The sequence below is a fragment of the Enterobacter cloacae complex sp. GF14B genome (assembly GCF_004136805.1).
GTDB lineage: Bacteria > Pseudomonadota > Gammaproteobacteria > Enterobacterales > Enterobacteriaceae > Enterobacter > Enterobacter hormaechei_C.
Genome location: NZ_QFRV01000023.1, coordinates 1 through 25339 on the forward strand (window position 1 = coordinate 1; position 25339 = coordinate 25339).

Annotated in this window: 24 protein-coding genes; 2 read left to right on the forward strand and 22 right to left on the reverse strand. The window is 54.3% G+C overall.

The features are described 5' to 3' along the window. The coding region (locus DD606_RS10095) for an isovaleryl-CoA dehydrogenase (RefSeq protein ID WP_129258580.1) at positions 1-1529 on the reverse strand (1529 nt) is incomplete at its 3' end. Positions 1530-1724: 195 nt separating this feature from the next. Here DD606_RS10095 and DD606_RS10100 point away from each other — a divergent pair. Then, complete coding sequence (locus DD606_RS10100) at positions 1725-2999, forward strand: MFS transporter (protein ID WP_023315262.1); 1275 nt, start codon at positions 1725-1727, stop codon at positions 2997-2999. Between the two features lie 33 nt (positions 3000-3032). Here the strand turns inward: DD606_RS10100 and DD606_RS10105 are convergent, their stop codons facing one another. From DD606_RS10105 to nnr, 21 genes are all read right to left on the reverse strand, one after another. Then, the gene (locus tag DD606_RS10105; protein ID WP_129258582.1) at positions 3033-4196 is read right to left on the reverse strand and encodes a glutathionylspermidine synthase family protein; all 1164 of its coding nucleotides are present in this window, start codon (positions 4194-4196) and stop codon (positions 3033-3035) included. Between the two features lie 2 nt (positions 4197-4198). Then, entirely contained in the window at positions 4199-4813 is a 615-nt protein-coding gene (locus tag DD606_RS10110; protein ID WP_074126402.1) for a DUF1190 domain-containing protein, read from the reverse strand. 9 nt (positions 4814-4822) lie between these two features. Next, positions 4823-5215, reverse strand: coding sequence for a DUF350 domain-containing protein (locus DD606_RS10115; RefSeq protein WP_063855346.1), 393 nt, complete (start codon positions 5213-5215; stop codon positions 4823-4825). A gap of 19 nt (positions 5216-5234) precedes the next feature. Then, complete coding sequence (locus DD606_RS10120; RefSeq protein ID WP_048966066.1) at positions 5235-5888, reverse strand: DUF2491 family protein; 654 nt, start codon at positions 5886-5888, stop codon at positions 5235-5237. Further along, complete coding sequence (locus DD606_RS10125; RefSeq protein ID WP_063855345.1) at positions 5869-6954, reverse strand: potassium channel family protein; 1086 nt, start codon at positions 6952-6954, stop codon at positions 5869-5871. The genes DD606_RS10120 and DD606_RS10125 overlap by 20 nt, the downstream gene beginning before the upstream one ends. Then, positions 6954-7652, reverse strand: a complete 699-nt coding sequence (locus tag DD606_RS10130) for a PspA/IM30 family protein (RefSeq protein WP_063133720.1) — start codon at positions 7650-7652, stop codon at positions 6954-6956. The genes DD606_RS10125 and DD606_RS10130 overlap by 1 nt, the downstream gene beginning before the upstream one ends. Positions 7653-7668: 16 nt before the next feature. Further along, positions 7669-8070: a YjfI family protein gene (locus DD606_RS10135; RefSeq protein ID WP_063133721.1), complete on the reverse strand. Its 402-nt coding sequence runs from the start codon at positions 8068-8070 to the stop codon at positions 7669-7671. Positions 8071-8195: 125 nt separating this feature from the next. Next, positions 8196-8927: a 23S rRNA (guanosine(2251)-2'-O)-methyltransferase RlmB gene (gene rlmB, locus DD606_RS10140; protein WP_063855344.1), complete on the reverse strand. Its 732-nt coding sequence runs from the start codon at positions 8925-8927 to the stop codon at positions 8196-8198. A 63-nt stretch (positions 8928-8990) separates the two neighbouring features. Next, the gene (gene rnr / locus DD606_RS10145; RefSeq protein WP_032104769.1) at positions 8991-11432 is read right to left on the reverse strand and encodes a ribonuclease R; all 2442 of its coding nucleotides are present in this window, start codon (positions 11430-11432) and stop codon (positions 8991-8993) included. Positions 11433-11470: 38 nt separating this feature from the next. After that, the gene (gene nsrR / locus DD606_RS10150) at positions 11471-11896 is read right to left on the reverse strand and encodes a nitric oxide-sensing transcriptional repressor NsrR (RefSeq protein WP_003855998.1); all 426 of its coding nucleotides are present in this window, start codon (positions 11894-11896) and stop codon (positions 11471-11473) included. A gap of 192 nt (positions 11897-12088) precedes the next feature. Next, on the reverse strand, positions 12089-13387 hold the full coding sequence (locus DD606_RS10155; protein WP_129258594.1) for an adenylosuccinate synthase: 1299 nt from the start codon (positions 13385-13387) through the stop codon (positions 12089-12091). Positions 13388-13491: 104 nt separating this feature from the next. After that, entirely contained in the window at positions 13492-13689 is a 198-nt protein-coding gene (locus DD606_RS10160) for a DUF2065 domain-containing protein (RefSeq protein ID WP_003855996.1), read from the reverse strand. 71 nt (positions 13690-13760) lie between these two features. Further along, complete coding sequence (hflC, locus tag DD606_RS10165; RefSeq protein ID WP_003855994.1) at positions 13761-14765, reverse strand: protease modulator HflC; 1005 nt, start codon at positions 14763-14765, stop codon at positions 13761-13763. Between the two features lie 2 nt (positions 14766-14767). Further along, complete coding sequence (gene hflK / locus DD606_RS10170; RefSeq protein ID WP_003855992.1) at positions 14768-16027, reverse strand: FtsH protease activity modulator HflK; 1260 nt, start codon at positions 16025-16027, stop codon at positions 14768-14770. A gap of 56 nt (positions 16028-16083) precedes the next feature. Beyond that, positions 16084-17364, reverse strand: a complete 1281-nt coding sequence (gene hflX, locus DD606_RS10175; RefSeq protein ID WP_003855991.1) for a ribosome rescue GTPase HflX — start codon at positions 17362-17364, stop codon at positions 16084-16086. A gap of 74 nt (positions 17365-17438) precedes the next feature. Continuing rightward, positions 17439-17750 carry an RNA chaperone Hfq gene (gene hfq / locus DD606_RS10180; protein ID WP_003855990.1) on the reverse strand — a complete coding sequence of 104 codons (312 nt, stop codon included), beginning with the start codon at positions 17748-17750 and terminating at the stop codon, positions 17439-17441. Between the two features lie 85 nt (positions 17751-17835). Beyond that, a complete protein-coding gene (gene miaA, locus DD606_RS10185) occupies positions 17836-18786 on the reverse strand; it encodes a tRNA (adenosine(37)-N6)-dimethylallyltransferase MiaA (RefSeq protein ID WP_003855989.1) in 951 nt (316 codons plus the stop codon). Further along, entirely contained in the window at positions 18779-20623 is a 1845-nt protein-coding gene (mutL, locus tag DD606_RS10190) for a DNA mismatch repair endonuclease MutL (RefSeq protein ID WP_129258584.1), read from the reverse strand. Before mutL ends, miaA begins: the two co-directional genes overlap by 8 nt. Before the next feature lie 9 nt (positions 20624-20632). Continuing rightward, entirely contained in the window at positions 20633-21973 is a 1341-nt protein-coding gene (amiB, locus tag DD606_RS10195) for an N-acetylmuramoyl-L-alanine amidase AmiB (protein ID WP_003855985.1), read from the reverse strand. Positions 21974-21989: 16 nt separating this feature from the next. Continuing rightward, a complete protein-coding gene (gene tsaE, locus DD606_RS10200) occupies positions 21990-22451 on the reverse strand; it encodes a tRNA (adenosine(37)-N6)-threonylcarbamoyltransferase complex ATPase subunit type 1 TsaE (RefSeq protein WP_003855970.1) in 462 nt (153 codons plus the stop codon). Next, positions 22444-23967 carry a bifunctional ADP-dependent NAD(P)H-hydrate dehydratase/NAD(P)H-hydrate epimerase gene (gene nnr, locus DD606_RS10205; RefSeq protein WP_129258586.1) on the reverse strand — a complete coding sequence of 508 codons (1524 nt, stop codon included), beginning with the start codon at positions 23965-23967 and terminating at the stop codon, positions 22444-22446. Before nnr ends, tsaE begins: the two co-directional genes overlap by 8 nt. Between nnr and queG the strand changes: the two genes are divergently transcribed. Beyond that, positions 23966-25105: a tRNA epoxyqueuosine(34) reductase QueG gene (gene queG / locus DD606_RS10210; RefSeq protein ID WP_003855966.1), complete on the forward strand. Its 1140-nt coding sequence runs from the start codon at positions 23966-23968 to the stop codon at positions 25103-25105. The genes nnr and queG overlap by 2 nt on opposite strands. Positions 25106-25339 lie beyond the last annotated feature (234 nt).

Below are 25339 nucleotides of genomic sequence, written 5' to 3' on the forward strand. Positions count from 1 at the left end.
CACCACGCCTGCGCCACGGGCGGCGTTGCGTGCCGCAGCATCTGGCTTCCGGCCCCGAGTAAAAAGAGCTGCCGCGCGATCTCCCTGCCCTGCGCTTCCTGCGGTTTACGCAGCTTCTGCTGTAGCTGCCGCCAGCTGCGATCGAAGTGCCTGTCCTGGCCTTTTACCTGCGCGAAATCATCGGCGAGCAGGTCGAGAATGCCCGACTGCTTCGCCAGCACGCGCAGGACATCCAGGCACATAATATTGCCAGAGCCTTCCCAGATGCTGTTAACGGGCATTTCACGGTACAACCGCGGAAGCTCACTCTCTTCGCAATAGCCTGCGCCACCCAGCACCTCCATTGCCTCTGCCACAAACGGTATGCCCGCTTTGCAGACGCTGTATTTTGCCGCCGGCGTGAAAAGCCGCGCCCATGCGGCTTCCTGCGGGTCGGTGCGGTTATCCCACGCCCGGGCGAGTCGGAACAGCAGTGCCGTGTGTCCCTCCAGCACCAGCGCCATACGGCTTAGCACGTCGCGCATTAACGGCTGGTCGATCAGATTTTTGCCGAAGGTCTGCCGCTGATGGGCATGATAAAGCGCCACCGAGAGCGCACGGCGCATCAGTCCGTGGCTGCCAAGCGCGCAGTCAAAGCGCGTCAGCCCACCCATCTTAAGAATTTGCCGGACACCTTCACCCTCTTCGCCCAGCAGCCAGCCGTAAGCATCAAGGAACTCAGCCTCACTGCTGGCATTTGAACGGTTACCGAGCTTGTCCTTCAGACGCTCAAGGCGCACGGCATTGCGTTGCCCGTCGGGTAAGAAACGCGGAACAAAAAAGCAGGAAAGCCCGCCCTTCGCCTGCGCCAGCACCAGATGCGCATCGCTCTGCGGCACGGAGAAAAACCATTTGTGCCCCACCAGCCGGTAACTGCCATCACTGCATTTCTCTGCTTTGGTGGTATTACTGAGTACGTCCGAACCGCCCTGCTTTTCCGTCATCCCCATGCCGATCAGCAGACCGCGCTTTTGCGCCCCCGGTGCGAGATGGGGATCGTAGCGATCGCTCATCAGCGGCGTTAACCAGTCGTGAAACGGTTTGGGTAGCGACTGTAGCAACAGCGGCGTGGCCGCAAAGGTCATGGTCACCGGGCATAGCGTTCCCGCCTCCACCTGAGCATGAAGCACAAAACGCGCGGCCCGGGCGACGAACGATCCTTTCCGCGCCTCCTCCCACGCCAGGTTGTGCACCCGGTTGGCGCAAAGCCCCTGCATCAGAAGATGCCATGCCGGATGAAAGCGGACGTCATCCAGCCTCGCTCCCGTGGCGTCATAACGCAGCAGCTCCGGCGGATTAACGTTCGCCAGCCTGCCCAGCTCCAGCGACTCCGCCGTACCCAACTGCTGTCCGATGCTGGCAAGAAGATCCACATCCCACTCAGCCCCTTCGCGCGCTACCGCATCGCGCAGGGCGCAATCAGAGAGAAAAAGGTTGCTGTTCGATAGAGGTGCAGGTTGATTAAAAACGGTATGAGTCTGCCAGTGCATGCTGTCTCCCTCCTTTCATTGGCAATAAAGGTAAGTATGGACAGAGGGCATGCACGCTGCATGGGAGGGGGGTCACACGATGACAATCGTGTTGATATCATTCGTGAAATAGCTCACAGAACATAAGAATAAACTATTTCATTACTTCACTAATGCTGAATAATTTATTCTTACCCTGTTTTTGTGAGGATCGTTATGCAACAGGATGCGCACAAGCGTGCATTAATTGCAGGCTCCATCGGTAATTTCATCGAGTGGTATGAATTTGCGGTCTACGGTTTTCTGGCAACGGTGATTGCCAGAAACTTCTTCCAGCTTGAGGGGGAAGCGGAGCTCACCAGCCTGATCCTTACCTGGGCCTCGTTCGCCATCGCTTTCTTCTTCCGTCCGCTGGGTGCGGTGGTCTTTGGCCGCATTGGCGACAGGATTGGCCGCAAACCGACGCTGATTATCGTGCTGGTATTGATGACGCTCGCCACCGCTGCCATCGGTATTGTGCCGGTCTACGCCAGTATCGGGATTGCCGCGCCGCTGATCGTTACGCTCCTGCGTATTCTGCAAGGACTGTTCGCGGGCGGTGAGTATGGCGGTGCGGTCTCATTGATGACGGAGTTCGCCCCGCGCGGCAAGCGCGGTCTTTACGGGGCATGGCAGTCCTTCACCGTGGCGCTCGGACTGTTAGCGGGCGCAGGTATTGTCGCGTTGCTCTCTGCCCTGCTCTCCCCTGAAGCCTTGCACGACTGGGGCTGGCGCATTCCGTTCTTCCTGGCGTTGCCGATGGGTGCGGTCGCGCTATGGCTGCGGGTGAGCATGGAAGAGACGCCGAGCTTTGTGCAGCAACGGGAAAAACCGGTTGTTACTCAGGCCACCACCGCCGCCACGTTCAAAACCATCCTGATGGGCATTGGCCGCGTGATGGTCTGGTCTGCGGCGGGCTATACCTATCTGGTGATTATGCCGACCTATCTGCAATCTGCGCTGCACACCGGTTTTAACCAGGCGCTGCTGATTGCGGTGATTTCTAACATTGGGTTTGCGCTCACGATCATTCCGTCGGGCATGCTGAGCGACAGGATCGGGCGGCGGACGGTGATGATTATCTCCACCGTGCTCCTGCTGATCCTCGCCCTGCCGCTGCTGAAAATTTTGCAGGCGGAAACCAGTACGCTGGCGGTCAAAGCGATTGTGGTGCTGATTGCGGGAGGTCTGGTTGGGATGCTGGCAGGGCCGGGGCCGGCAATGCTGTCTGAGATGTTCCCGACGCGCGTGCGTTATACCGGGCTGGGGCTGGCCTATTCTCTGTCGAATGCGATCTTCTCGGGCTGCGCGGGGCTGATCATTACCGGGCTGATTAAAGAGACGGGCAATCTGGATATTCCGGCGTACTACGTGATGGCAACGGCGGTAGTGAGTATTTTCGCGCTGATGACACTGAGGAAGGATGACCATTTGCGGTCTCTGGAGGAGTGAACCTCAGAGCTGGGGTTTTCACCCCAGCTCAAATTAACCCGCTATATAGTGCGGGATAAAACGCGAAGTATCTTTCGTGATCAACGATCCGTCTTCTCGAATACCGATTCCCGAAGGTTCATCATCGATCACCCAACTTCCTATCAAGGTATAGCTGTTGCCAAAACGAGGTAACGCCTGGAAACCCTGATAAATCATAGGTTCGTTTGCATAATCCCCTGCTTCACTCTCAATGATATTGCGCTGCGCGTCGAAAATAGTCACATTTCCCCCTTCCCGCGAAAACAAGGGCTTACGAACTATCGGAACGCCTTTTGGAATCGACGTTAACTCATTTTCAAACCACGCAGGCAGAAGGTTGGGATGGCCCGTAAAAAAGCGCCACAAGAGGGGCAAAATACCCTTATTACTGATGATGCTTTTCCAGAGCGGCTCCAGCCACTGTTCTCTTCTGGCGCAGAGAAGTGGACCATTTTCATCACGCATCATCCACTCCAGAGGATAGAGCTTAAACGCACGGCGGATCACGTTATCGTCAATGTCCGTTAAAAATCCGCCGGTGCCCAGGCCAATATCATCCATATAGATAAAGCGGGTGTTCAGCCCGGCCTGGACGGCACAATCTTCCAGATAAAGAAGCGTGCCGCGATCCTCCTCACTCTCTTTGCAGCAGCAGAAGTAAAGTGGAATATCGGTGGCTAATTCTTCAAAGCGAGCAACAAGCTTATCCTGAATGGAATTAAACTGATCGGCGTCACGCGGAATGATCCCGGAGCGACGAGCGTCCTCCATCCATTGCCACTGAAAGTAGGCTGACTCATACAAGGACGTCGGCGTGTCGGCATTGTATTCCAGCAGTTTGACGCTACCTTCTTCAGTCCAGACAAAGTCCATACGGCCATACAGTGAAGGATCCTGGCTGTGCCAGCTTTCCGCAATGGCATCCCAGTAAAGCGGCGGGATGGCCAACTGCGTCATCAGTTCTTCACTTTTTACCGCACGATCCACCACATCCAGACACATTTGATGGAGTTCAGCCGTCGGTTTTTCTATTCGTTCTTCAATTTGCTGTAACGTAAAACGGTAGGCACGGCTTTCATCCCAGTAAATTTCATCGTCGATGATATGAAAATGAAAACCATGGTCGTGGGCAATTTTGTCCAGCCCCGGACGAACAGGGACGTCATGACGTAACATAATTATCCCCCCCAACTTCCACGCGCACTGGATGAGCGCCCATATCCACCACGAGAAATGGTTGATACACGCTTTGTTGTATAGCCCATTTGACTACTGGCCTGCTTACCGGAGTGCCAGACATAGGATGAAGAGCTTCGCCACACAGGACGGGAAGAGTAAAATGAACCTCCGCTTGTATACCTGTACCCTTCATCAGCGTCTTCTCTGACTTTTTTATTAAGTAAGAATCCTGACAGAACCGGTATCCAGCTATTTTCGATATTGTCGTAATAGCAGTTCTCGAATTGACGTATACAGTCTTCCCTGGACATTTTTTTCGGCATATCTGCTTCAAATTTAGCTTTCGCATTGTTCCATGCATCGCTGCAAACCTGAGCGCTATTGCCATCGTCAACGCACGCTTGCGGCGATGCGTAAAACACGCCATCACCGTCATTATCATCAGCCGAACTATCGCACCCCTTCAGGGCGATAAATGCTGCACCGCCCATAATGGCCAGCGTCAAATACTTTCCGCTTTTGCGCTTTGAGGGTGAAGAGCGGAACGCTGCATTTTGGCTTCCTGATGCAGATCGAATCGGATTAGACTTCCGTGTTTTTTTCTTTTTAGCCATGTTCATTTATTACCATGTCATGCAGGCAGCATTTAAAATTCCGCCAGCCAGTGCTGCCATCCCCATAAATAAACCTGCGGCGTAGTGGCGGTTAACGATTTTTTCACTGATGTTTGGCATATAAATGCGCACGCAGCCATACACCAGTAACTGTACGATTAGCGCAACGCATCCCCATATCAGGTAATCCGGCATGCTAACCGAGTTTACGGCAGCGCTGGACAGAGGAATCACATACCCCAATAGCGTGCCACTGAATGCTGCTGCCGCCGCCAGGTTATTTTCTTTGATCAGTTTCCACTCATCATGTGACGTTATTCTTGAGTAGATGAATAAGAATATGACGGTCATCGCCAGACCGGTTAAGAAGTAAGAAAGAAAAGCAAATAATGAACCCAGCATGGTTTACATCCCCAGAAAGTTAACCAACAATGTTTAGCGAAGTGAGTGGAATATCCACACCTACGGCATACGAAAAGATCCACTCTGGCTCGCTATTATCACAAAATGTCTCTTCGCCAGTTAGCAAAAGGTACTCATACAGATCGGCAGTCGCCTCCCTCTGATATGCCATCATGAAATTATGCACATCCCATTTTTCGTTCTGGTTATTTTCAACGTGTTCCAGCAGGTAAACCGGCTCAACGTTCCCCTCCTCATTCTCGTTAAATATTCTTGTCCAGTCTCGTTCATTCCATTGCAGACTGGGTCTGCCAATTAAAGCTGCACCGATCTCTTTTTGCCATTGTTTCTCCGACGTAATACCAAAGCTATCCTGATAAATAAAAAGCTTAATATCATCAATATTTTCCCTTTCCATACCACCAGTAGTATTTATCTGCAAAAACTCATCGCCAGACGTGTAATAACGATAAATACGACAACCCGCGCCAGCTTCAATCACGCTGCTAGCGGCAATGGTATATTCCTCTGCTGGTAGTTGAGTCAAAAAACGGGCGGACAGTCGAAATGTCAGCGTATCAAGTGTAAACGCCGCACGTTGATGTAATCCCAATGGGCCACGCTTCACTGGCTGAGGTGTTTTATTAAATAAATTAAAAAATAAGTTCCGCATAACTTTTCCCTATGTTCTGCCAGCACACCTCATTCGACGAAATGCGACTATTGCCGATTAAATGCAACCACATTCCTCCTCTAACCTCTGTGGAGATCACAGGGTTAAGCTCCATACCACGACCATTTTTACAGTGGCTAATCCCCAGCACCGTCGCATCATGTTGCAGTTTCATGTAATGCATTAACGCACCATAAGGAATACAGGAAACCGATGTGGGTACCATCAGCGCGTAACCTGTATCACCCAGCATCGGGTTCATGATTGATGCTACGGATTGTGAAGAGCCAGGATCCTGGATCGAACGGGAAAGCTGTTCGGCTGAAAGATTGCGAACAATCTCAATTGTCGGGCAATGGGTCTCCAGTAAGCTTGCGTAGCGTTCATCCTCAAGATAAGCAACGATATGGCAATGCGCTGGCGCGTCGTTTACCAGCGAGAGTGTGGCCGTAAAGGTTTGTTCATCGGTGCTGGCAAAAATGACTACACATGAACAATTTACTAACCCCATCCGTTTTTGCTCTTTCGGATCGCTGTAGTTACTTACTTTGAGAAAATCGACATATAAATTATCGGATAAAGGATGCGCTATATCCTGCTGCTCACACAACACTACGCGACTAAATACCCGCTGCTCATCATAAAGCAGCAATGAGATCATTTTCTCTGTCTGATGACCACGCCAGCCAATCACCAAAACATGATTACGTAGAGAATGAAAATCGCCCATTCCTGCTATTCCTTTAGCTAATAATTCCTGCACCAATGCAATGATTTTGCCCATCAGCGCGCCGAAAAGGCCAACGCCAATGGGGATTTGCCAGAGCGCTGTGAACAACTTCCCTGCTTCGCTCTGAGGACTCAAATCGCCAAAGCCAATCGTCGCCCCAACCACTGAGCTGTAATAAACAAAATCACTTATCCGGCCAATGAGGGTCGTCTCTCCCAGCCAACGAAAGACAATAAAGCAAAGCAAATAATGCCCGGCAAACAAGCACAGCAGCGCTGTCCAGGTAAGCCGGAATAAATGTTGCCTGCAAACATTTACGACCCAGGAGAGAAACATTACGGAGCCTGCGTAAGTTTTAACCGTTCAAGAACCGCCTGTGCGGAGCTTGTTCCTGTGGTACCCACGCCTGCCTGCGCGAGTTTCTCTTCAAGCTCACGTCCATCAGCCACTTTTTCCAGTTGCGCTGCCGCATCCAGTCTCGCCTGACGTTCAGCCTGACGCGTCTGAAGTCTTTTTAAAGACTCTGCGGCCGTCGTTACGTTCGATGTTGCTCCGACCGTTGACGTCGTCACGGCCTGTTGCGCCCGCTGCATGGCTTCCGTGGCTTTAACAACCTCCAGCTGCTGTTCAAACTGATTAATACGTTGTGAAGTAATAGCTACGGCTTTTTCAATATTATTTCTTGAGGTTTCAAGAGAGTCCAAAACCTGTGCTTCACGAGTAATGGTATTCTCAAGTCGGGCGATTTCCTCTGCAACCTCGTTTAACAGCGCAGCATCAATATTCTTGCTCATTCCCTCTATCGCTCGTGACTCAAGATATTGCTTCCGCTCCCGCAACTCGGAAAGCTTGTCATTACTGAGCTTTACCCGGGCAAGCAGATCAACCCGGGATTTGCCTGCTTTATCAAGCTCAGCTTTTGCATCCCGGATGTGCTGCTCCAGCATCCGAACGCCCTGCGCTTCTTCTATCGCTTCATCGGCCTGATTGAGTAGTGATTTACCCAGTGTAAAAAGATTCTTCAAGATGCCCATACCTTTCCCTTACCTGTTAATTTATAAATTCTTGTGTAAGCTCAGCCAAATCCAGCGCATTCTCCGCAAGGGTTGTGATTTCCAGAATAATATCCTCAAGAGAAGAACTTACGGATAAGGCGCCAAAAGCGACATAATATTCATCATGTTGAATTTGCGAAATTCCAACAGAAGATAAGGGAAGCATTTTTTGATTACGTAATAAGAAGAGATTGAAATCAGCCTGGCGCTTAATGTCATTTACAGGACAAATATAGGTTTCAATGATAATTTGCTGGGATGTAATAAAAATACTTAATGGCAAATCGCCATATTCATTCATTTTTATAATAAGTACATCATTGTTATTTTTTAAATCAATATAAATATCGCGCTGGCGCGACAATTCATCGGCAAGCGATGAGAGAGACCATCTCATAATTTCATCCATGTGTTAGTTTTAAAGATATTTATAAAAGCCGAAATCACTTCGGCCGTTATATTACCAGCCAGGACATAAAAAAAGCCACCCGAAGTGGGTGGCTTTTTTTTATAGTTTACTCGTTAGCTACGCTGACGCACCGCTTCAAACAGGCAGATACCCGTCGCAACAGAAACGTTCAGGGACGACACGCTGCCTGCCATCGGGATGCTGATCAGCTCGTCGCAGTGCTCGCGCGTCAGACGACGCATGCCTTCACCTTCTGCCCCCATCACCAGCGCCATGCGGCCGGTCATTTTGCTCTGATACAGGGTGTGATCCGCTTCACCGGCTGTGCCGACGATCCAGATATTCTCTTCCTGCAACAGACGCATGGTGCGCGCCAGGTTAGTCACGCGGATCAGCGGAACGTTTTCCGCCGCGCCACAGGCAACTTTTTTAGCGGTAGCGTTAAGCTGCGCGGAACGATCTCTTGGCACAATCACCGCATGCACGCCTGCTGCATCGGCGCTACGCAGGCACGCGCCCAGGTTATGCGGGTCGGTTACGCCATCAAGGATCAGGAAGAACGGGTTATCCAGCTCAGCGATCAGATCCGGCAGATCGTTCTCCTGATACTGACGGCCTGGCTTCACGCGCGCGATAATGCCCTGGTGTACAGCTCCTTCGCTTTTCTCATCCAGATACTGGCGGTTCGCCAGTTGGATCACTACGCCCTGCGCTTCCAGCGCGTGGATCAGCGGCATCAGACGTTTATCTTCTCGCCCTTTCAGAATAAAAACTTCCTGAAAACGCTCCGGCGCGCGCTCCAGCAGGGCCTGCACCGCGTGGATGCCGTAAATCATTTCACTCATTGATGGTTCTCGTAATAAATATTTTCCCTCTCCCGTTGGGGAGAGGGTCAGGGTGAGGGGAAATTACTCCGCCTGCTGTTTCTTCGCCGCGCGCTTCGCTTTGGTCGCGGCCGCTATTTTTTGGGTCTTGGTCGACGGTTTTTTCGCTTTACGAGCGTCTTTTTTCGCCGCCTTGGGCTTCTGTTTCTTCTCGCCACGGAAAGCGCTGTCTGGCTCAAAGTTTACTCTTTTACCTGCCTGACGTCGCTTGCCGCCCGCTTTACCGTTGCCACCTTTTTTCGCTTTCTCACGCTCGGTTTTCCCGACGTTACGCGGCGCGCGCTCGCTGGAGATCAGGCTGAAGTCGATTTTACGGTCGTCCATATTCACGGCTTCAACCTTCACTTCCACCCGATCTCCCAGACGGTAGGTCTGGCCGCCGGATTCGCCGATCAGACGTTGTCCGACCTGGTCGAAGCGGTAGTAATCGTTATCGAGGCTGGAAACGTGCACCAGACCGTCGATAAACAGCTCATCCAGACGCACGAAGAAGCCAAAGCCGGTGACGCTGGCAATCACGCCTTTAAAGACGTTACCCACCTGATCCAGCATAAAGTCACACTTCAGCCAGTCCGCCACGTCACGCGTTGCTTCATCCGCACGACGCTCGGTCATGGAACAGTGCTGGCCCAGTTGCAGCATCTCTTCCATAGAGTAGTGATACCCTCCGGTTTCGGTCGTGTTGCCTTTATGACCCTGCTCGTGCGCCAGCAGATACTTGATCGCACGGTGCAGGGACAGATCCGGATAACGGCGGATCGGCGAGGTGAAGTGCGCGTACGACTGTAAGGCCAGGCCAAAGTGGCCCCGGTTTTCCGGATCGTAAATCGCCTGCTTCATGGAGCGCAGCAGCATGGTTTGCAGCATTTCCGCGTCAGGACGATCGCTGATGGATTCCAGCAGCTCGGCGTAATCTCGCGGCTCAGGCTTATTACCGCCAGGCAGCTCCAGGCCGAGTTCAGCCAGCACGGAGCGGAACGAGGTTACGGCTTCCGTGGTTGGCTTATCGTGAATACGGAACAGCGCAGGCTCTTTGGCTTTCTCAACGAAACGTGCCGCCGAGATGTTCGCCAGGATCATACACTCTTCAATCAGCTTGTGCGCATCGTTACGCTGGGTCTGCTCGATACGCTCGATACGACGCTCAGCGTTAAAGATAAACTTCGCCTCTTCACTCTCAAACGAGATCCCACCGCGCTCTTCGCGCGCCTGATCCAGCGTTTTGTAGAGGTTGTGCAGCTCTTCGATGTGTTTGACCAGCGGCGCGTACTGTTCGCGCAGATCCTGATCGCCCTGCAACATATGCCAGACCTTGGTATAGGTCAGGCGCGCATGAGAACTCATCACTGCTTCGTAGAACTTATAGCCCGTCAGACGTCCCTTGCTGGAGATGGTCATTTCGCAGACCATACACAGGCGGTCCACCTGCGGGTTGAGGGAACACAGGCCGTTGGAGAGCACTTCTGGCAGCATCGGTACAACCTGCGACGGGAAGTAGACCGATGTACCGCGGCTGCGCGCTTCGTTATCCAGCGGCGTGTGTGGACGTACGTAGTAGCTCACATCCGCGATAGCCACCCACAGACGCCAGCCACCACCACGTTTTTTCTCACAGTACACGGCATCATCGAAGTCACGGGCGTCTTCACCATCAATGGTGACCAGCGGCAGATCGCGCAGATCCACGCGGCCTGCTTTGGACTCTTCCGGCACTTCTTCACGCAGGTTTTCGATCTGGTCTTCAACCGCTTTCGGCCAGACGTACGGAATTTCATGGGTGCGCAGCGCCATATCGACGGCCATGCCGGTGCCCATGTTATCGCCCAGCACTTCAACGATTTTACCCACCGCTTTTGTGCGACGAGTTGGGCGCTGGGTGAGTTCAACCACCACCACAAAGCCCATGCGTGCGCCCATTACCTCTTCAGGCGGGATGAGAATGTCGAAGCTCAGACGGCTGTCGTCCGGCACCACAAAGCCTACGCCCGCATCGGTAAAGTAACGGCCAACGATCTGGCTGGTTTTCGGCACCAGCACGCGGACCACGCGCGCTTCGCGGCGGCCTTTACGGTCTGCACCCAGCGGCTGCGCCAGGATCTGGTCGCCGTGAATACACATCTTCATCTGTTCGGATGAGAGGTACAGGTCGTCTTTACGGCCTTCCACGCGCAGGAAGCCGAAGCCATCGCGGTGACCAATAACGGTGCCTTTCAGCAGGTCGAGGCGTTCTGGCAGCGCGTAGCACTGGCGACGAGTAAAGACCAGCTGCCCGTCACGCTCCATGGCGCGCAGGCGGCGGCGAAGGGCTTCAATTTGCTCTTCACCTTCAATGTTTAATTCAACGGCAAGTTCTTCACGATTGGCGGGTTTTTCGCGTTTTGTTAAGTGTTCAATGATGAACTCGCGGCTGGGGATAGGATTCGCGTATTTTTCGGCTTCGCGTTCCTGGAAAGGATCTTGTGACATGTCGGTTCCTCCGTTGTCAGCTCCGGTGGAAATTTTCTTCATTCCACCAGCAATAATTTATAAAGCGGTTGATTCTCTTCAACCAAATCGGCCAGCGTGTAGTTATCCAGTTCCTTGAGAAAACTTTGCACGGCCTTTGAAAGCGCCTGCTTCAGGCGGCAAGCGGGCGTAATGTGGCAGAACGCGCTGCTACAGTTCACCAGAGAGAGCGGCTCCAGTTCACGTACCACATCGCCAATACGGATACTCTGTGCCGGTTTACCGAGACGGATCCCTCCATTCTTCCCGCGGACGGCAGCAACGTATCCGGCACGACTAAGTTGATTGATTATTTTGACCATATGATTACGGGACACACCGTACACCTCTGTGACTTCAGAGATGCTGGTCATCTTCCCATCGGGTAACGACGCCATGTAAATCAGCGCGCGTAAGCCGTAATCGGTGAAACTTGTTAACTGCACATCAACCTCAGGAAAAAGGGAAAACGCGGTTAAACCGCAGAGATATTCATTAATGATGATAAACCAGCCAGATAGTTAGCGGCTAATTTATTTGACAGACGGGGCGAAAAAGCGGAGATCCAGGAGCGGTCGCCGGATGGCGCTGCGCTTATCCGGCCTACGGGTTTCCCCGCAGGCCAGCAGTCACGAAGATTATGCGTCGAACGGGTCGCGCAGGATCATCGTTTCAGTACGATCCGGGCCGGTAGAAATAATATCGATCGGCACTTCGGTCAGTTCTTCAATGCGCTTGATGTAGTCCAGCGCGGCTTTTGGCAGGCCACTACGCTCTTTCACACCGAAGGTGGTCTCAGACCAGCCCGGCATGGTTTCGTAGATTGGCTCAATGCCTTCCCAGTCGTCAGCAGCCAGCGGAGTGGTGGTCACTTCGCGGCCATCTGGCATGCGGTAGCCTACGCAGATTTTCACTTCTTTCAGGCCGTCCAGTACGTCCAGCTTGGTCAGGCAGAAGCCAGACAGGGAGTTGATCTGCACTGCGCGACGTACGGCAACGGCGTCCAGCCAGCCGGTACGACGACGACGACCGGTGGTCGCGCCAAACTCGTTACCCTGCTTGCAGAGGAACTCGCCGGTTTCATCAAACAGTTCGGTCGGGAATGGACCCGCACCCACGCGTGTGGAGTACGCTTTGATGATGCCCAGAACGTAATCCACATAACGTGGACCCAGACCAGAGCCGGTCGCCACGCCACCCGCGGTGGTGTTAGAGGACGTAACGTACGGATAGGTACCGTGGTCGATGTCCAGCAGGGTACCCTGCGCACCTTCGAACATGACGAAATCGCCACGCTTGCGCGCCTGGTCCAGCAGATCGGACACATCAACAACCATACCGGTCAGAATGTCTGCAATCGCCATGACGTCATCCAGCACTTTCTGGTAGTCAACAGCGTCAACTTTGTAGAAGTTCACCAGCTGGAAGTTGTGATATTCCATCACTTCTTTCAGTTTTTCAGCGAAGGTCGCTTTGTCGAAGAGGTCACCGACGCGCAGACCGCGACGAGCCACTTTATCTTCGTATGCCGGGCCGATGCCACGACCGGTAGTGCCGATCGCTTTCGCGCCACGCGCTTTTTCACGCGCCACGTCCAGCGCCACGTGATAGTCCAGGATCAGCGGGCAGGCTTCGGAGAGCAGCAGACGCTCACGAACAGGGATACCACGGTCTTCCAGACCTTTCATCTCTTTCATCAGCGCAGCAGGAGACAGCACAACGCCGTTACCGATGATGCTGGTGACGTTTTCGCGAAGAATGCCTGATGGAATAAGATGGAGGACGGTTTTTTCACCGTTGATTACGAGAGTATGGCCTGCGTTGTGACCGCCCTGGTAGCGTACAACATATTTAGCCCGTTCAGTCAGAAGATCAACAATCTTCCCTTTACCTTCGTCACCCCATTGGGTGCCCAGTACGACGACGTTGTTACCCATTTTTTTCAAAATCACCGTTTGCTTAAAAATGGATTCTACCATCGCTTTTTCAGATATACAGCACTTTTTGACCCTAAAATATGCCAATTGCGGTTAGTTTTTGATCAGCCAATCGTTTTCCTCAACATGTAGTAGATAACGATACCAGCAACCACAAGACCACCGCCAAAACGACGCAAAATATTATCCGGCAGTTGGCTCATGGTGGCGATCATCCGGCGCCATGCGCGCGGATAAAGCATCGGGCCGAGGCCTTCCAGCACCAAAACCAGGGCCAGCGCGAGCCAGATCGTTGAATTCATTTTTCATCCTTATAAAAGAAAACCACCGCTCCGTGAAGAGCGGTGGTTTGAATACTCAAACGAGCCTGAGTTTATCGCGTTGCGTTGGTCGGCGTCTTCATATAACGGAAGAAATCGCTGTCCGGGCTGAGCACCATCACATCCTGGTTGCTCTTGAAGCTATTCTCGTAAGCGCGCAGGCTACGAATGAAGGCATAGAAGTCCGGATCCTGGCTGAATGCATCAGCAAACAGTTTCGCGGCTTCCGCATCACCTTCACCGCGCAGGATACGACCCTGGCGCTCAGATTCCGCCAGCGTCTTGGTGACTTCATAGTCCGCTGCCGCGCGCAGTTTTTCCGCTTCTTCCTGACCCTGTGAACGGTGACGACGGGCTACCGCTTCACGCTCGGCGCGCATACGGTTGTAGATCGCCTCGGACACTTCCGCTGGCAGGTTGATCTGCTTGATGCGCACATCAACCACTTCGATGCCCAGCGCCGCCATACTGTTCGGGTTGATCACCGGCACTTTACCGTTGGTTTCAGCCTGAACACGTTCAGCCGCTTTGGCAATCGCATCGTCTGCCGCCGGGGTTTCAACTTCATCCTCGGTGCCCGCAGAGCCGGAGTTCAGCGCATCACGCACTTCCAGCGTCAGACGACCACGGGAGTCGGTCACAATGTCTTTCACATCCAGACGACCAATTTCAGAACGCAGACGGTCAGAGAACTTACGTTTCAGCAGCACTTCTGCCTGAGAAACGTCGCCACCCCCGGTTGCCAGGAAGTAGCGGCTGAAATCGCTGATGCGCCATTTGATATAGGAATCAACGATCAGGTCTTTCTTCTCTTTGGTCACGAAACGATCGGCCTGGTTATCCATGGTCTGGATACGCGCATCGAGCGTTTTCACTGACTGAATGAACGGGATCTTAAAGTGCAGACCCGGCTCATAAATCACCGGACGCTTGTCGCCGTCACGCACGACGCTGCTGAACTGGAACTTGATCCCACGCTCGCCCTCTTTCACCACAAAGATGGAGGTGTAGAGCACGACCAGTACAATGATGATGATCGCAATAACTGACTTACGCATCCTTATTCCCCCTGACGCTGGTAGTCGTTACGCTGCGCGTTGGCACGGCGTTGGTCCATAATGTCACCATCGTTCGAAGAAGGCGTTGTGTTCGCGCTGGCGCTGCCAGACGAGGCCGGTGGCAGACGCAGCAGGTTGTTCGCACCGCTGTTGTCTTTTGCTGCCGGTGCAGAACCGCCTTTCAGCATCTGATCCAGCGGCAGGACCATCAGGTTTCCGCCTTTGTTGTCGTTAACCAGCACTTTACGCGTATGGCTCAGCACTTTTTCCATGGTCTCGATATAGAGACGCTCACGGGTAATTTCCGGCGCGGCTTTATATTCCGGCAGGATCTTCGCGAAGCGAGCCACTTCACCCTGTGCTTCCAGGATGGTCTGGGTCTTATACGCACGCGCTTCTTCCAGAATACGCTGCGCCTGACCGTTTGCACGCGGCTGAACTTCGTTGGTGTACGCTTCCGCTTCACGGATGTACTGCTGTTCGTTTTCACGCGCGGCAATCGCATCGTCAAAGGCGGCTTTCACCTCTTCCGGCGGACGTGCAGCCTGGAAGTTGACGTCCAGCAGGGTGATACCCATGTTGTACGGACGGATGGTCTCTTCCAGCTCACGCTGGGTATCGCTACGAATAACGGTACGACCTTCGGTCAGGATACGGTCCATGGTGTATTTACCGATCACGCCACGCAGGGCGCTGTCGGTCGCCTGACGCAGGCTGTCATCGGCGCTGGTCACGCTAAACAGATAACGTTCCGGATCGGTCACGCGGTACTGTACGTTCATCTCAACGCGCACCACGTTCTCGTCAGAGGTCAACATCACGCCAGAGGCGGCCAGTTCACGGACGGACTCCACGTTAACCGCGGTCACGTCATCAATGAAGGTCGGCTTCCAGTTCAGGCCCGGTTCAACCAGATGGCTGAACTTACCGAAACGGGTAACCACGCCGCGTTCTGCTTCTTTAATGGTGTAGAACCCGCTGGCTGCCCAGATGATTACTACCGCAGCGGCGACAATGCCCACCACGCGGCCACCCATTGGCGGGCGCGGACTCTGAGTGGAATTGCCACCCGAGCCAGAACCTTTTCCTCCGCCAAGGCCACCAAGCTTTTTGCTCAGTTTGCGGAAGATATCATCCAGATCCGGCGGCCCCTGCTCGCGACCACCTTTGTTGCCATTTCCCCCAGAGTTGCCGCCTTGATTATTGCTGCTTCCCCACGGGTCGCGGTCTTGTCCGTTATTACCGGGCTGATTCCACGCCATGTATATGCTCCATATTTGTTATGCAAGGGCGAATTTTTCAGGCTTCCCCTTTCTGATCAGACGATATAGTCCGCCAGCGCAGGTTCTTGTTTACAGAGGCGACGCCAGTCAACGATCGGCATACGCACCTGCATCCCCACGCTGCCGTCATCCTCCATCCACTCTTTTTCTATCGCCTGAAGCTGATAAAACCGGCTGCGCAGCCTGCCTTCCTGTGGCGGCAGTCGCAGCGTGTGCTGAGCTACCTCACCGGAAAGACGTTCTGTCAAAGCCTGGAAAAGCAGTGGCACACCAATCCCGGCCTGAGCAGACAGCCAGACCCGAATCGGTTTGTTCTCTTCGTCTCGGTCAATACGCGGTTCAAAATCGTCCAGCATATCGATCTTGTTCATCACCAACAGGGTAGGAATTTCGTGGGCGTCGATCTCTTCGAGCACCACGTTCACCGCGTCGATGTTCTCCTGCACGCGTACGTCAGCCGCATCAATCACATGCAGTAGCAGGGTCGCCTGACGCGTCTCCTGCAACGTCGCTTTAAACGCCGCGACCAGATCGTGCGGCAGATGGCGAATAAACCCTACGGTATCCGCCAGCACAGTTTCACCCACGTCTGCGACGTCAATACGGCGCAGGGTTGGGTCCAGGGTCGCAAACAGCTGGTCTGCGGCATATACCTGGGCCTCGGTTATCTGGTTAAACAGGGTGGATTTACCGGCGTTGGTATAGCCCACCAGCGACACCGTTGGGATGTCAGCTTTCGTTCGCGCCCGACGCCCCTGTTCGCGCTGTTTCTCTACACGTTCCAGACGTGAAAGGATCTGGGTTATACGCCCACGCAGCAAACGGCGGTCGGTTTCGAGCTGGGTTTCACCCGGGCCGCGCAAACCAATCCCGCCTTTTTGTCTTTCAAGGTGTGTCCAGCCACGCACCAGACGCGTCGCCAGATGGCGCAACTGCGCCAGCTCAACCTGCAACTTACCCTCGTGGGTACGCGCACGCTGAGCAAAAATATCTAAGATCAACCCCGTGCGATCGATAACACGGCATTCGCAGAGAGCTTCCAGGTTACGTTCCTGAGCCGGAGACAGCGCATGATCAAACAGCACAACAGATGCGCCGGTTGCTTTTACGGCATCCGCAATTTCTACTGCTTTACCTTCACCTACAAAATACTTCGGGTGCGGCGCTTTACGGCTACCGGTAATCACCTGCATTGCTTCGACACCGGCGGAAGAGACCAGAGATTCAAACTCCTGGAGGTCTTCCATATCTTTGTCTTGCGAAAAATAGATGTGTACCAGCACCGCCTGCTCACCGGCGTCATAACGGTCAAACAAGCGTAAACCTCTCTAAAAAGATCAGCGGGGAACGCAGGATCCCTGGCTCCCCGTGTGGATAACAGCCCAAAACCTTATTCGGTTTCTTCGCTGTCCTGCGCTGGTGTTGAAGAACCCTGCGCGTTGCTGCCGTGATGGTAGTTACTGCCAGTGCCGCCGCCAGCGTTATTGCTGTGATGAGATACCGGACGGGACGGAACAACAGTAGAAATCGCGTGCTTATAGACCATCTGGCTGACCGTGTTTTTCAACAGGATCACGAACTGATCGAAAGACTCAATCTGACCTTGCAGCTTAATACCATTCACCAAATAAATAGAAACTGGAACACGCTCCCGACGCAATGCGTTCAGGAACGGATCTTGTAAAGATTGCCCCTTAGCCATTCTATCTTTTCCTTATATGCTTGTTTTGTACTTAGAACCTTGCGATTCTGAAAAATTGCGCACGATACGGCTTAATTGTACACATTCAGTCAGCGATATCACCAATAACCTCAATCACTTCGTTTAACGCCTGTTGTGGTTTTTCACTGTCTAACCAGTGAACCCCCTTCCAACCGCGTAACCAGGTGATCTGGCGCTTCGCTAACTGTCTCGTGGCGCAAACACCTCGATAAACCATTTCATCGTATGAAATCTCGCCTTCAAGATACGACCACATCTGGCGGTACCCCACACAACGAATGGAAGGCATGTCCGTATGCAAATCTCCACGGGCAAAAAGCGCCCGCACTTCTGCTTCAAAATCTGAAGCCAACATCTGATGAAAACGCTGCTCAATTCGTTGATGGAGCAGTTCACGGCTCGCCGGGGCGATGGCGAACTGATGCACCTGATACGGCAGAGCGTCTCCTGACGTTTGCGTCAGTTCCGTTAAAGTTTTACCCGAAATGAAAAAAACTTCCAGTGCCCGGGAAAGCCTTTGCGGATCGTTTGGGTGGATCCGCGCTGCGGCAACCGGGTCAATCTCTTCCAGTTGCCTGTGCAAAACGTCCCACCCCTGCTCTGCCGCCTGCCGCTCAATCTTCGCTCTCACTTCCGGATCGGCCGATGGCAGAGGCGATAACCCCTCCAGCAGCGCCTTAAAGTAGAGCATCGTGCCGCCAACTAACAGCGGTATGCGTCCCGCGGCGGTAATCTCGGCCATCTCGGCTAAGGCGTCGCGGCGAAAATCTGCCGCGGAGTAAGCCTGTGCCGGGTCGAGAATATCCAGTAAACGGTGCGGTGCCGCACGCAGTTCGTCTGCGTTGGGCTTCGCCGTGCCGATGTCCATCCCTCGGTAGATGAGGGCTGAATCAACGCTAATCAACTCTACTGGCAAAACTTTACGTAACTCAATGGCTAACGCCGTTTTGCCGGAGGCCGTTGGCCCCATTAGAAAAATCGCCTTTGGCAGGCTCGCCTTACTTACATCAGTCATGTTTCAGGGCGGTCATCGCCGTTTGTAAATCAACAGGTTGTAACAAACCACCTGGAGGCGCTTTCACCAGCTGTGGACAGAGGCGCTCCACCTCCGCCAGAACGGTAATCGCCTGCGCCATACTCCACGGTGCATGCTCGCTGGCCAGATGGCGGGCGATCCACTGCGCGGTATCGGCGGCATCAAACGTCGTTTGCTGCGCCAGGTAGCCTATCAGTTCAGGAATCAAGTTTTGTAAATTTTGTTGGCGTAAGGGTAAAGGCACTGCGCGAATTGTCACATGCTGCGCGTCCAGTACGATTTCAATCCCCATTTCGGCCAGTTGCGTCTGCACGCGCCGCAAAACCCCTGTTTCTTCAGGGGTTATTTTCAGGCGAACAGGAATCAACAGCGGCTGCGCGCAGGCGGCATTCACCCCCGGAGTTAACTGCGCCTGTTTGAGCCAGCGCTCCGCCACGGAAAGCGCCAGCAACAGGAGTTTACCTTTGCGTTCAAGCAATGCCATGTCGGGGGCAATAATGGTTAATACCCGACCAAAACTCTGGCTATGTCCATCCAGAGAGGGGGGTGAAACCGTGATGTGCTCTTTATGCTCAACGGACGGGGTATCCAGCAGCTTGCGGTACAGCGCCCCCTGCTGTTTATGATAGCCCGGCTGAGCGTTGGGATAGTTGGCACCGGTTGGTCGCGGCGCGTTGCCCGCCGAGGATAAACGTGGAGCAGCCGGCTCGCGCGCTACCGCCGGTTCAGCAAAATGGTTACGCCCGGCCGCCACGCGGTTTTCCGGCAGTGGGCGCGGCGCGGGCGCTTCTTTTGCCAGCGGCAACTCTGGCTCTGCCTGCTGCTGCAATACAGCGGCAACGCCCTGGTAGATGAAATCATGCACCAGGCGCGACTGGTGGAAACGCACCTCGTGCTTGGCGGGGTGCACGTTAACGTCAACCTGGTGCGGGTCGATCTCCAGATAAAGCACAAAGGCGGGCTGTTGATCGGCGCCGAGCTTATCTTCGCAGGCCTGTCGAATAGCGTGGTTAATCAGGCGGTCGCGCATCATGCGGCCGTTGACGTAGCAATACTGAATTTCAGCAAAAGCGGCGCTGCTGGCGTTCGGATCGGCAACCCAGCCACGCAAGGTCAGATCGCCATGCTGCCACTCAATGGCCAGCGCTTTTTCCAGGAACGGTGTGCCGCAGATAGCGCCCAGCCGACGCTCTTTTTGCCCGCCTTCCGCCACTGCGCGATACTGGCGCATCACTTTGCCGTTATGGCTAAGGTTGATCGTGACATCAAAGCGCGCCAGCGCGATGCGGCGGATGATCTCGTCGATATGTCCGAATTCGGTCTTCTCGGTTCGCATAAACTTGCGCCGGGCGGGCGTGTTATAGAAGAGATCCAGCACTTCAAGCGTGGTGCCTACCGGGTGCGCCGCAGGTTTAACCGTGACGTCCATATCACGCCCTTCGGCGTAGGCCTGCCAGGCTTCCTGCTGGTCGGCCGTGCGGGAGGTCAACGTTAAGCGGGAAACAGAGCTGATACTGGCCAGCGCTTCGCCGCGAAAACCCAGGCTTATAATCGCTTCCAGATCGTCAAGTGAGGCAATTTTACTGGTGGCATGACGCGCCAGCGCCAGCGCCAGTTCGTCCTTTTTGATGCCACAGCCGTTATCACGAATGCGGATAAGCTTTGCGCCCCCGCGTTCGATATCGATATCAATGCGGGTCGCCCCTGCATCGAGGCTGTTTTCCACCAGTTCCTTCACCACCGACGCAGGGCGTTCCACCACCTCACCGGCGGCGATTTGGTTCGCGAGCTGCGGCGGTAGAACCTGAATCGGCATGAACTCTCCTTAATTAGTCGCGGTCATTTCACCCGGCAGCGCGGCGCTTGCCGTCTGGGCTGCCCCGCCCTGCGGCGCAGACTGAAGCGGATGCGCGTCAAAGTATTTACGCAGACCGTTATAAATCGCTTCGGCAATTTGCTGCTGATAGCTGTCGCTTCCCAGTAAACGCTCTTCACCATGGTTACTGATAAAGCCCGTCTCTACCAGAATCGACGGGATATCCGGCGAACGCAGGACACCAAGGCTTGCATGCTCCGGGCGACGCTTATGCAGCGATCCAATGCTTTGCAGCTGGCTCAGTACGTTAGTGGCGACATCATACCCGACGCGCTGAGAATGACCGAACTGTAAATCCAGTACCGCCTGGCTGAGATACGGATCGGCCTGGCTGTTTGCCAGCACATCGCCTGCCCCACCTAACAGTTCAGATTGCTTCTCGTGCTCTTCAAGCCAGTTCGCCATTTCACTGTTGGCTCGACGGTTCGACAGCACCCATACCGACGCGCCGGTGGCGTTACGGTTCGGCGCAGCATCCGCGTGAATCGACACCAGGAAGTTGGCGTTTTGCTTACGCGCCACATCCGAGCGTCCCATCACTGAAATAAAGTAATCTCCGTCGCGGGTCATGACCCCTTTAAACATCGGATCGTCATTCAGAAGCGCACGCAGCTTACGGGCAATGGCGATAGTGACGTTTTTCTCCCGCGTGCCGCCCGGGCCAATCGCGCCAGGATCTTGCCCGCCGTGTCCGGCGTCGATGGCGATAATCACTTTGTCGCCACTGACCGGTGTTCGCCGCGCGCTGACCGCCGGACGCGTCACCGTGTTGCTGCTGGTCACGGCGGTAAGTCGGTCATTTTGTGATTTAAACGGATTACGGGCTGGCTCAGACGGCCTTGGGGTATAAACCGGCGCTTCCACGCGTTTTGCTACAACAGGTGCAGGCGGTGGCGGCGGCGGAACATCAGCATTAATGGTAAAGACCACCGTATAATTGGCGCCGTTTTGCTGCTTAACCGCCTTCGTTTTGCCCTTTTCGGTGAGATCGACCACCAGACGCAGAGACTGCGTATCCTTCGGCGTTCCCGAACGGATGCTTTTCACCAGATTGTTGCCGCTGAACTGGAGCGGCAGCCCCTGGATCACCCCGGTCTGTTTAATATCGAGCGCCACGCTGCGGCTGTCGATTTGTGAGAAAGCATATTCAGGATCGCCCATAAAGCTGAACGTAATGCGGGCCTGGCTATCGCCATTCGACACCTGAATATCCGAGAGGCTGGCCGCCCCGACCTGCGCGCACAGCAGGACCGTGGCAGCCAGCACCCAACCTTTAACGCGATTAATCATCCCGTTATCCCTACGCTCAACCGGCTAAACGCGCCAGTAAGGAACAGCCTGATGAGGAAACCGCACTGATGCGTGCCTCACGCCCTTGTGCCTGGTAATCTAAGTGAATTTCGACATCCGGGTCAGGCAGCACACCCGCACCTTGTTGCGGCCACTCCACCAGGCAGATGGCGTCGTTGGCAAAGTAATCGCGGATCCCCATAAATTCCAGCTCCTCCGGGTCCGCAAGACGATATAAATCAAAGTGGTACACCATGATATTTTCAAGCGTGTACGGTTCCACCAGCGTGTAGGTCGGGCTTTTTACGTTCCCGTTATGGCCTAACGCCTGCAAAAAGCCACGGCTGAAGGTTGTTTTACCCGCGCCTAAATCACCATACAGATAAATGACGGTCGCCCCCTGACAGGCCTGCGCCACGCGCTTGCCGAGATCTAAAGTGGCTTGTTCATCAGGTAAAGGAATCGCTCGATTAGTCATTTTCTACGTCAATCACATCCGGGTTAACAACACGCCGCAGCGTGCAAAAAAGATCGGTGGCCAGCATACCGCGCGTTCCGTAACGAGCAGCCAGCCTGTCAGCCGCCGCACCGTGGGCCACGCAGCCCGCACAGGCTGCATCATAAAGGGGAAGTTTCTGTCCGAGCAATGCGCCAATGATGCCGGAGAGCACATCGCCCATGCCGCCGCTCGCCATGCCTGCATTACCGGCATCAACGATGCCCATCGCTTCATCGCTGGCGATAACGGTTCCCGCCCCTTTCAAAACGGCAACACCTCCGTAACGTTTTACCAGACGTTGGGCTGAAAGTAAGCGATCGCTTTCAATTTCTGCCACGCTACAGTTAAGCAGCCGTGCGGCTTCGCCGGGGTGCGGCGTCAGAATGCGATTGTGACGCTTATCCGGGTTTATTGCCAGAAGGTTAAGCGCGCCGGCATCCCAGAGCATCGGTTTACGAAAATTCTCGGCCTTTTGCAGGGCCTGTTTACCCCACTCCTGCTGACCCAGGCCCGGACCAATGACCACCACGTCCGCCCACTCAAGACCCTCTTCAATCGCCTGCGGGGTAAGCTCGTGGACCATCAGCTCCGGCCGCGCGGTAATAATGGGCGGAATGTTTTCGCTGCGGGTCAGCACGCGTATTAATCCGCCGCCGCTGCGCAACGCGGCCTCTCCGGTCATTCGAATCGCACCTGCCGTGCCATGATCGCCACCAATAATCAGCAGTCGGCCATGGTCACCCTTATGGGAGGTGGGACGACGCGGCGGTAGCCACTGTGCAAGCTGGGAGGCATCAAAGCGGGTGATGTGGGTATCCTGTCCGATCAGCCAGTTTTCCAGCCCCAGGGCGTTGTGGTGTAACGTGCCCACGACATCCCGCGCTTTCCCGGTAAGCAGCCCCGGCTTCAGGGCGATAAAGGTCACGGTGTGCGCCGCCTCAATCGACACGCCCGGCGTCGCGCCGGTTTGTGCCATCAGGCCGGAGGGAATATCCAGCGCTACCACCGGGGCGGGGTGCGCATTAGCGCGCGTAATCAGCGCGGCGACGTCATCGCGAGGCGCGCGCATCAGTCCCGTCCCCAGCAGACCATCAACAATCACGTCGACATCCTCGGGCCAGATAATATCAGGCGCATGAATAATGCCCCCCGCATTCAGCCAGGCCTCTCTCGCCATGCCAGCCTCTTCCGGTAGCGGCTTGTCGCTCTCCAGCGCCATCAGGGTGACGCGCAGCCCCGCCGCCACCGCAAGACGAGCCACCACATAGCCATCGCCACCGTTATTGCCGTGCCCGCACAGGATCAGATAGTGCGAGGCATCAGGATAAGCCGTGCGCGCCACGTTAAACGCCGCCTCGCCCGCGCGCTGCATCAGTTCGTAAAGGGTAATGCCGAGGCTATCTGCGGCCTCTTTCTCGGCCCGACGGAGGTCATCCGCATGCCAGATGGAATGTGGTATACTTGCGGGGTTTTTCTTCACAGTATGGTCCGTCATGTCACAGCCCCTCGATCTCAATGAATTAGCGCAAAAAATAAAACAGTGGGGTGCTGAACTGGGCTTCCAGAAGGTCGGTATTACTGACACCGACCTCTCTGCCAGTGAGCCTAAGCTCCAGGCATGGCTGGATAAACAATACCACGGCGAGATGGAGTGGATGGCGCGTCACGGTATGATGCGTGCCCGCCCCCACGAGCTGTTGCCGGGTACGCTGCGCGTTATTAGCGTACGCATGAACTATCTGCCTGCTAACGCGGCCTTTGCGCGCACGCTAAAAAATCCTTCGCTGGGTTACGTCAGCCGATACGCGCTGGGGCGTGATTACCATAAACTTCTGCGCAACCGTCTAAAAAAGCTCGGGGAAACCATTCAGCAGCACTGTGTTTCGCTGAATTTTAGACCCTTTGTCGATTCTGCGCCTATTCTTGAGCGCCCGATCGCCGAAAAAGCCGGGCTCGGCTGGACAGGTAAGCACTCACTTATCTTAAGCCGCGACGCGGGCTCATTCTTTTTCCTGGGTGAACTACTGATTGATTTACCTCTGCCGGTAGACAGTCCGGTGGAAGAAGGTTGTGGCCGCTGTGTGGCCTGTATGACCATCTGCCCAACGGGCGCGATTGTCGAACCGTATACCGTTGATGCGCGCCGCTGTATCTCTTATCTCACTATCGAGCTGGAAGGCGCTATTCCAGAGGAGTTTCGTCCGCTTATTGGCAACCGCATCTACGGCTGTGATGACTGTCAGCTGATTTGTCCGTGGAACCGTTATTCACAGTTGACGGACGAAGAAGACTTCAGTCCGCGCAAGGCGTTACATGCCCCGCAGTTGATCGAACTGTTCGCCTGGAGCGAAGCCTGGTTCCTGAAGGTGACGGAGGGTTCCGCCATACGTCGTATCGGCCACCTGCGCTGGCTGCGTAATGTGGCCGTTGCGCTGGGGAATGCCCCGTGGGATGAAGCAAATCTTCAGGCGCTCGAAAGCCGTAGAGGTGAGCACCCACTTCTTGATGAGCACATAGAATGGGCGATTGCGCAGCAAATTGAGAAGCGAAATGCCGGCGTGGTTGAAGTGCAGTTACCGAAGAAACAGCGCCTGGTCAGGGTGATTGAAAAAGGACTGCCGCGGGATGTGTGATATATTCACAGGCTGTGAATAAAAATAAGAATTCAGGCGCCATCAGCTCTGGCAAACAGGTCAAGTGATCTCAATAACATTTTGAAATCAAATTTTCTTCATAAATTACAGGTAATTACGAAGATATTATTCACCCTGCTAACATTTCGTAGAGACTGGTTTTATCACGGTTTCTGTGGATAACTCTGTTCACAAGAGTATTTCAGACATAATAGAAAACGTCCCCAACGAAGC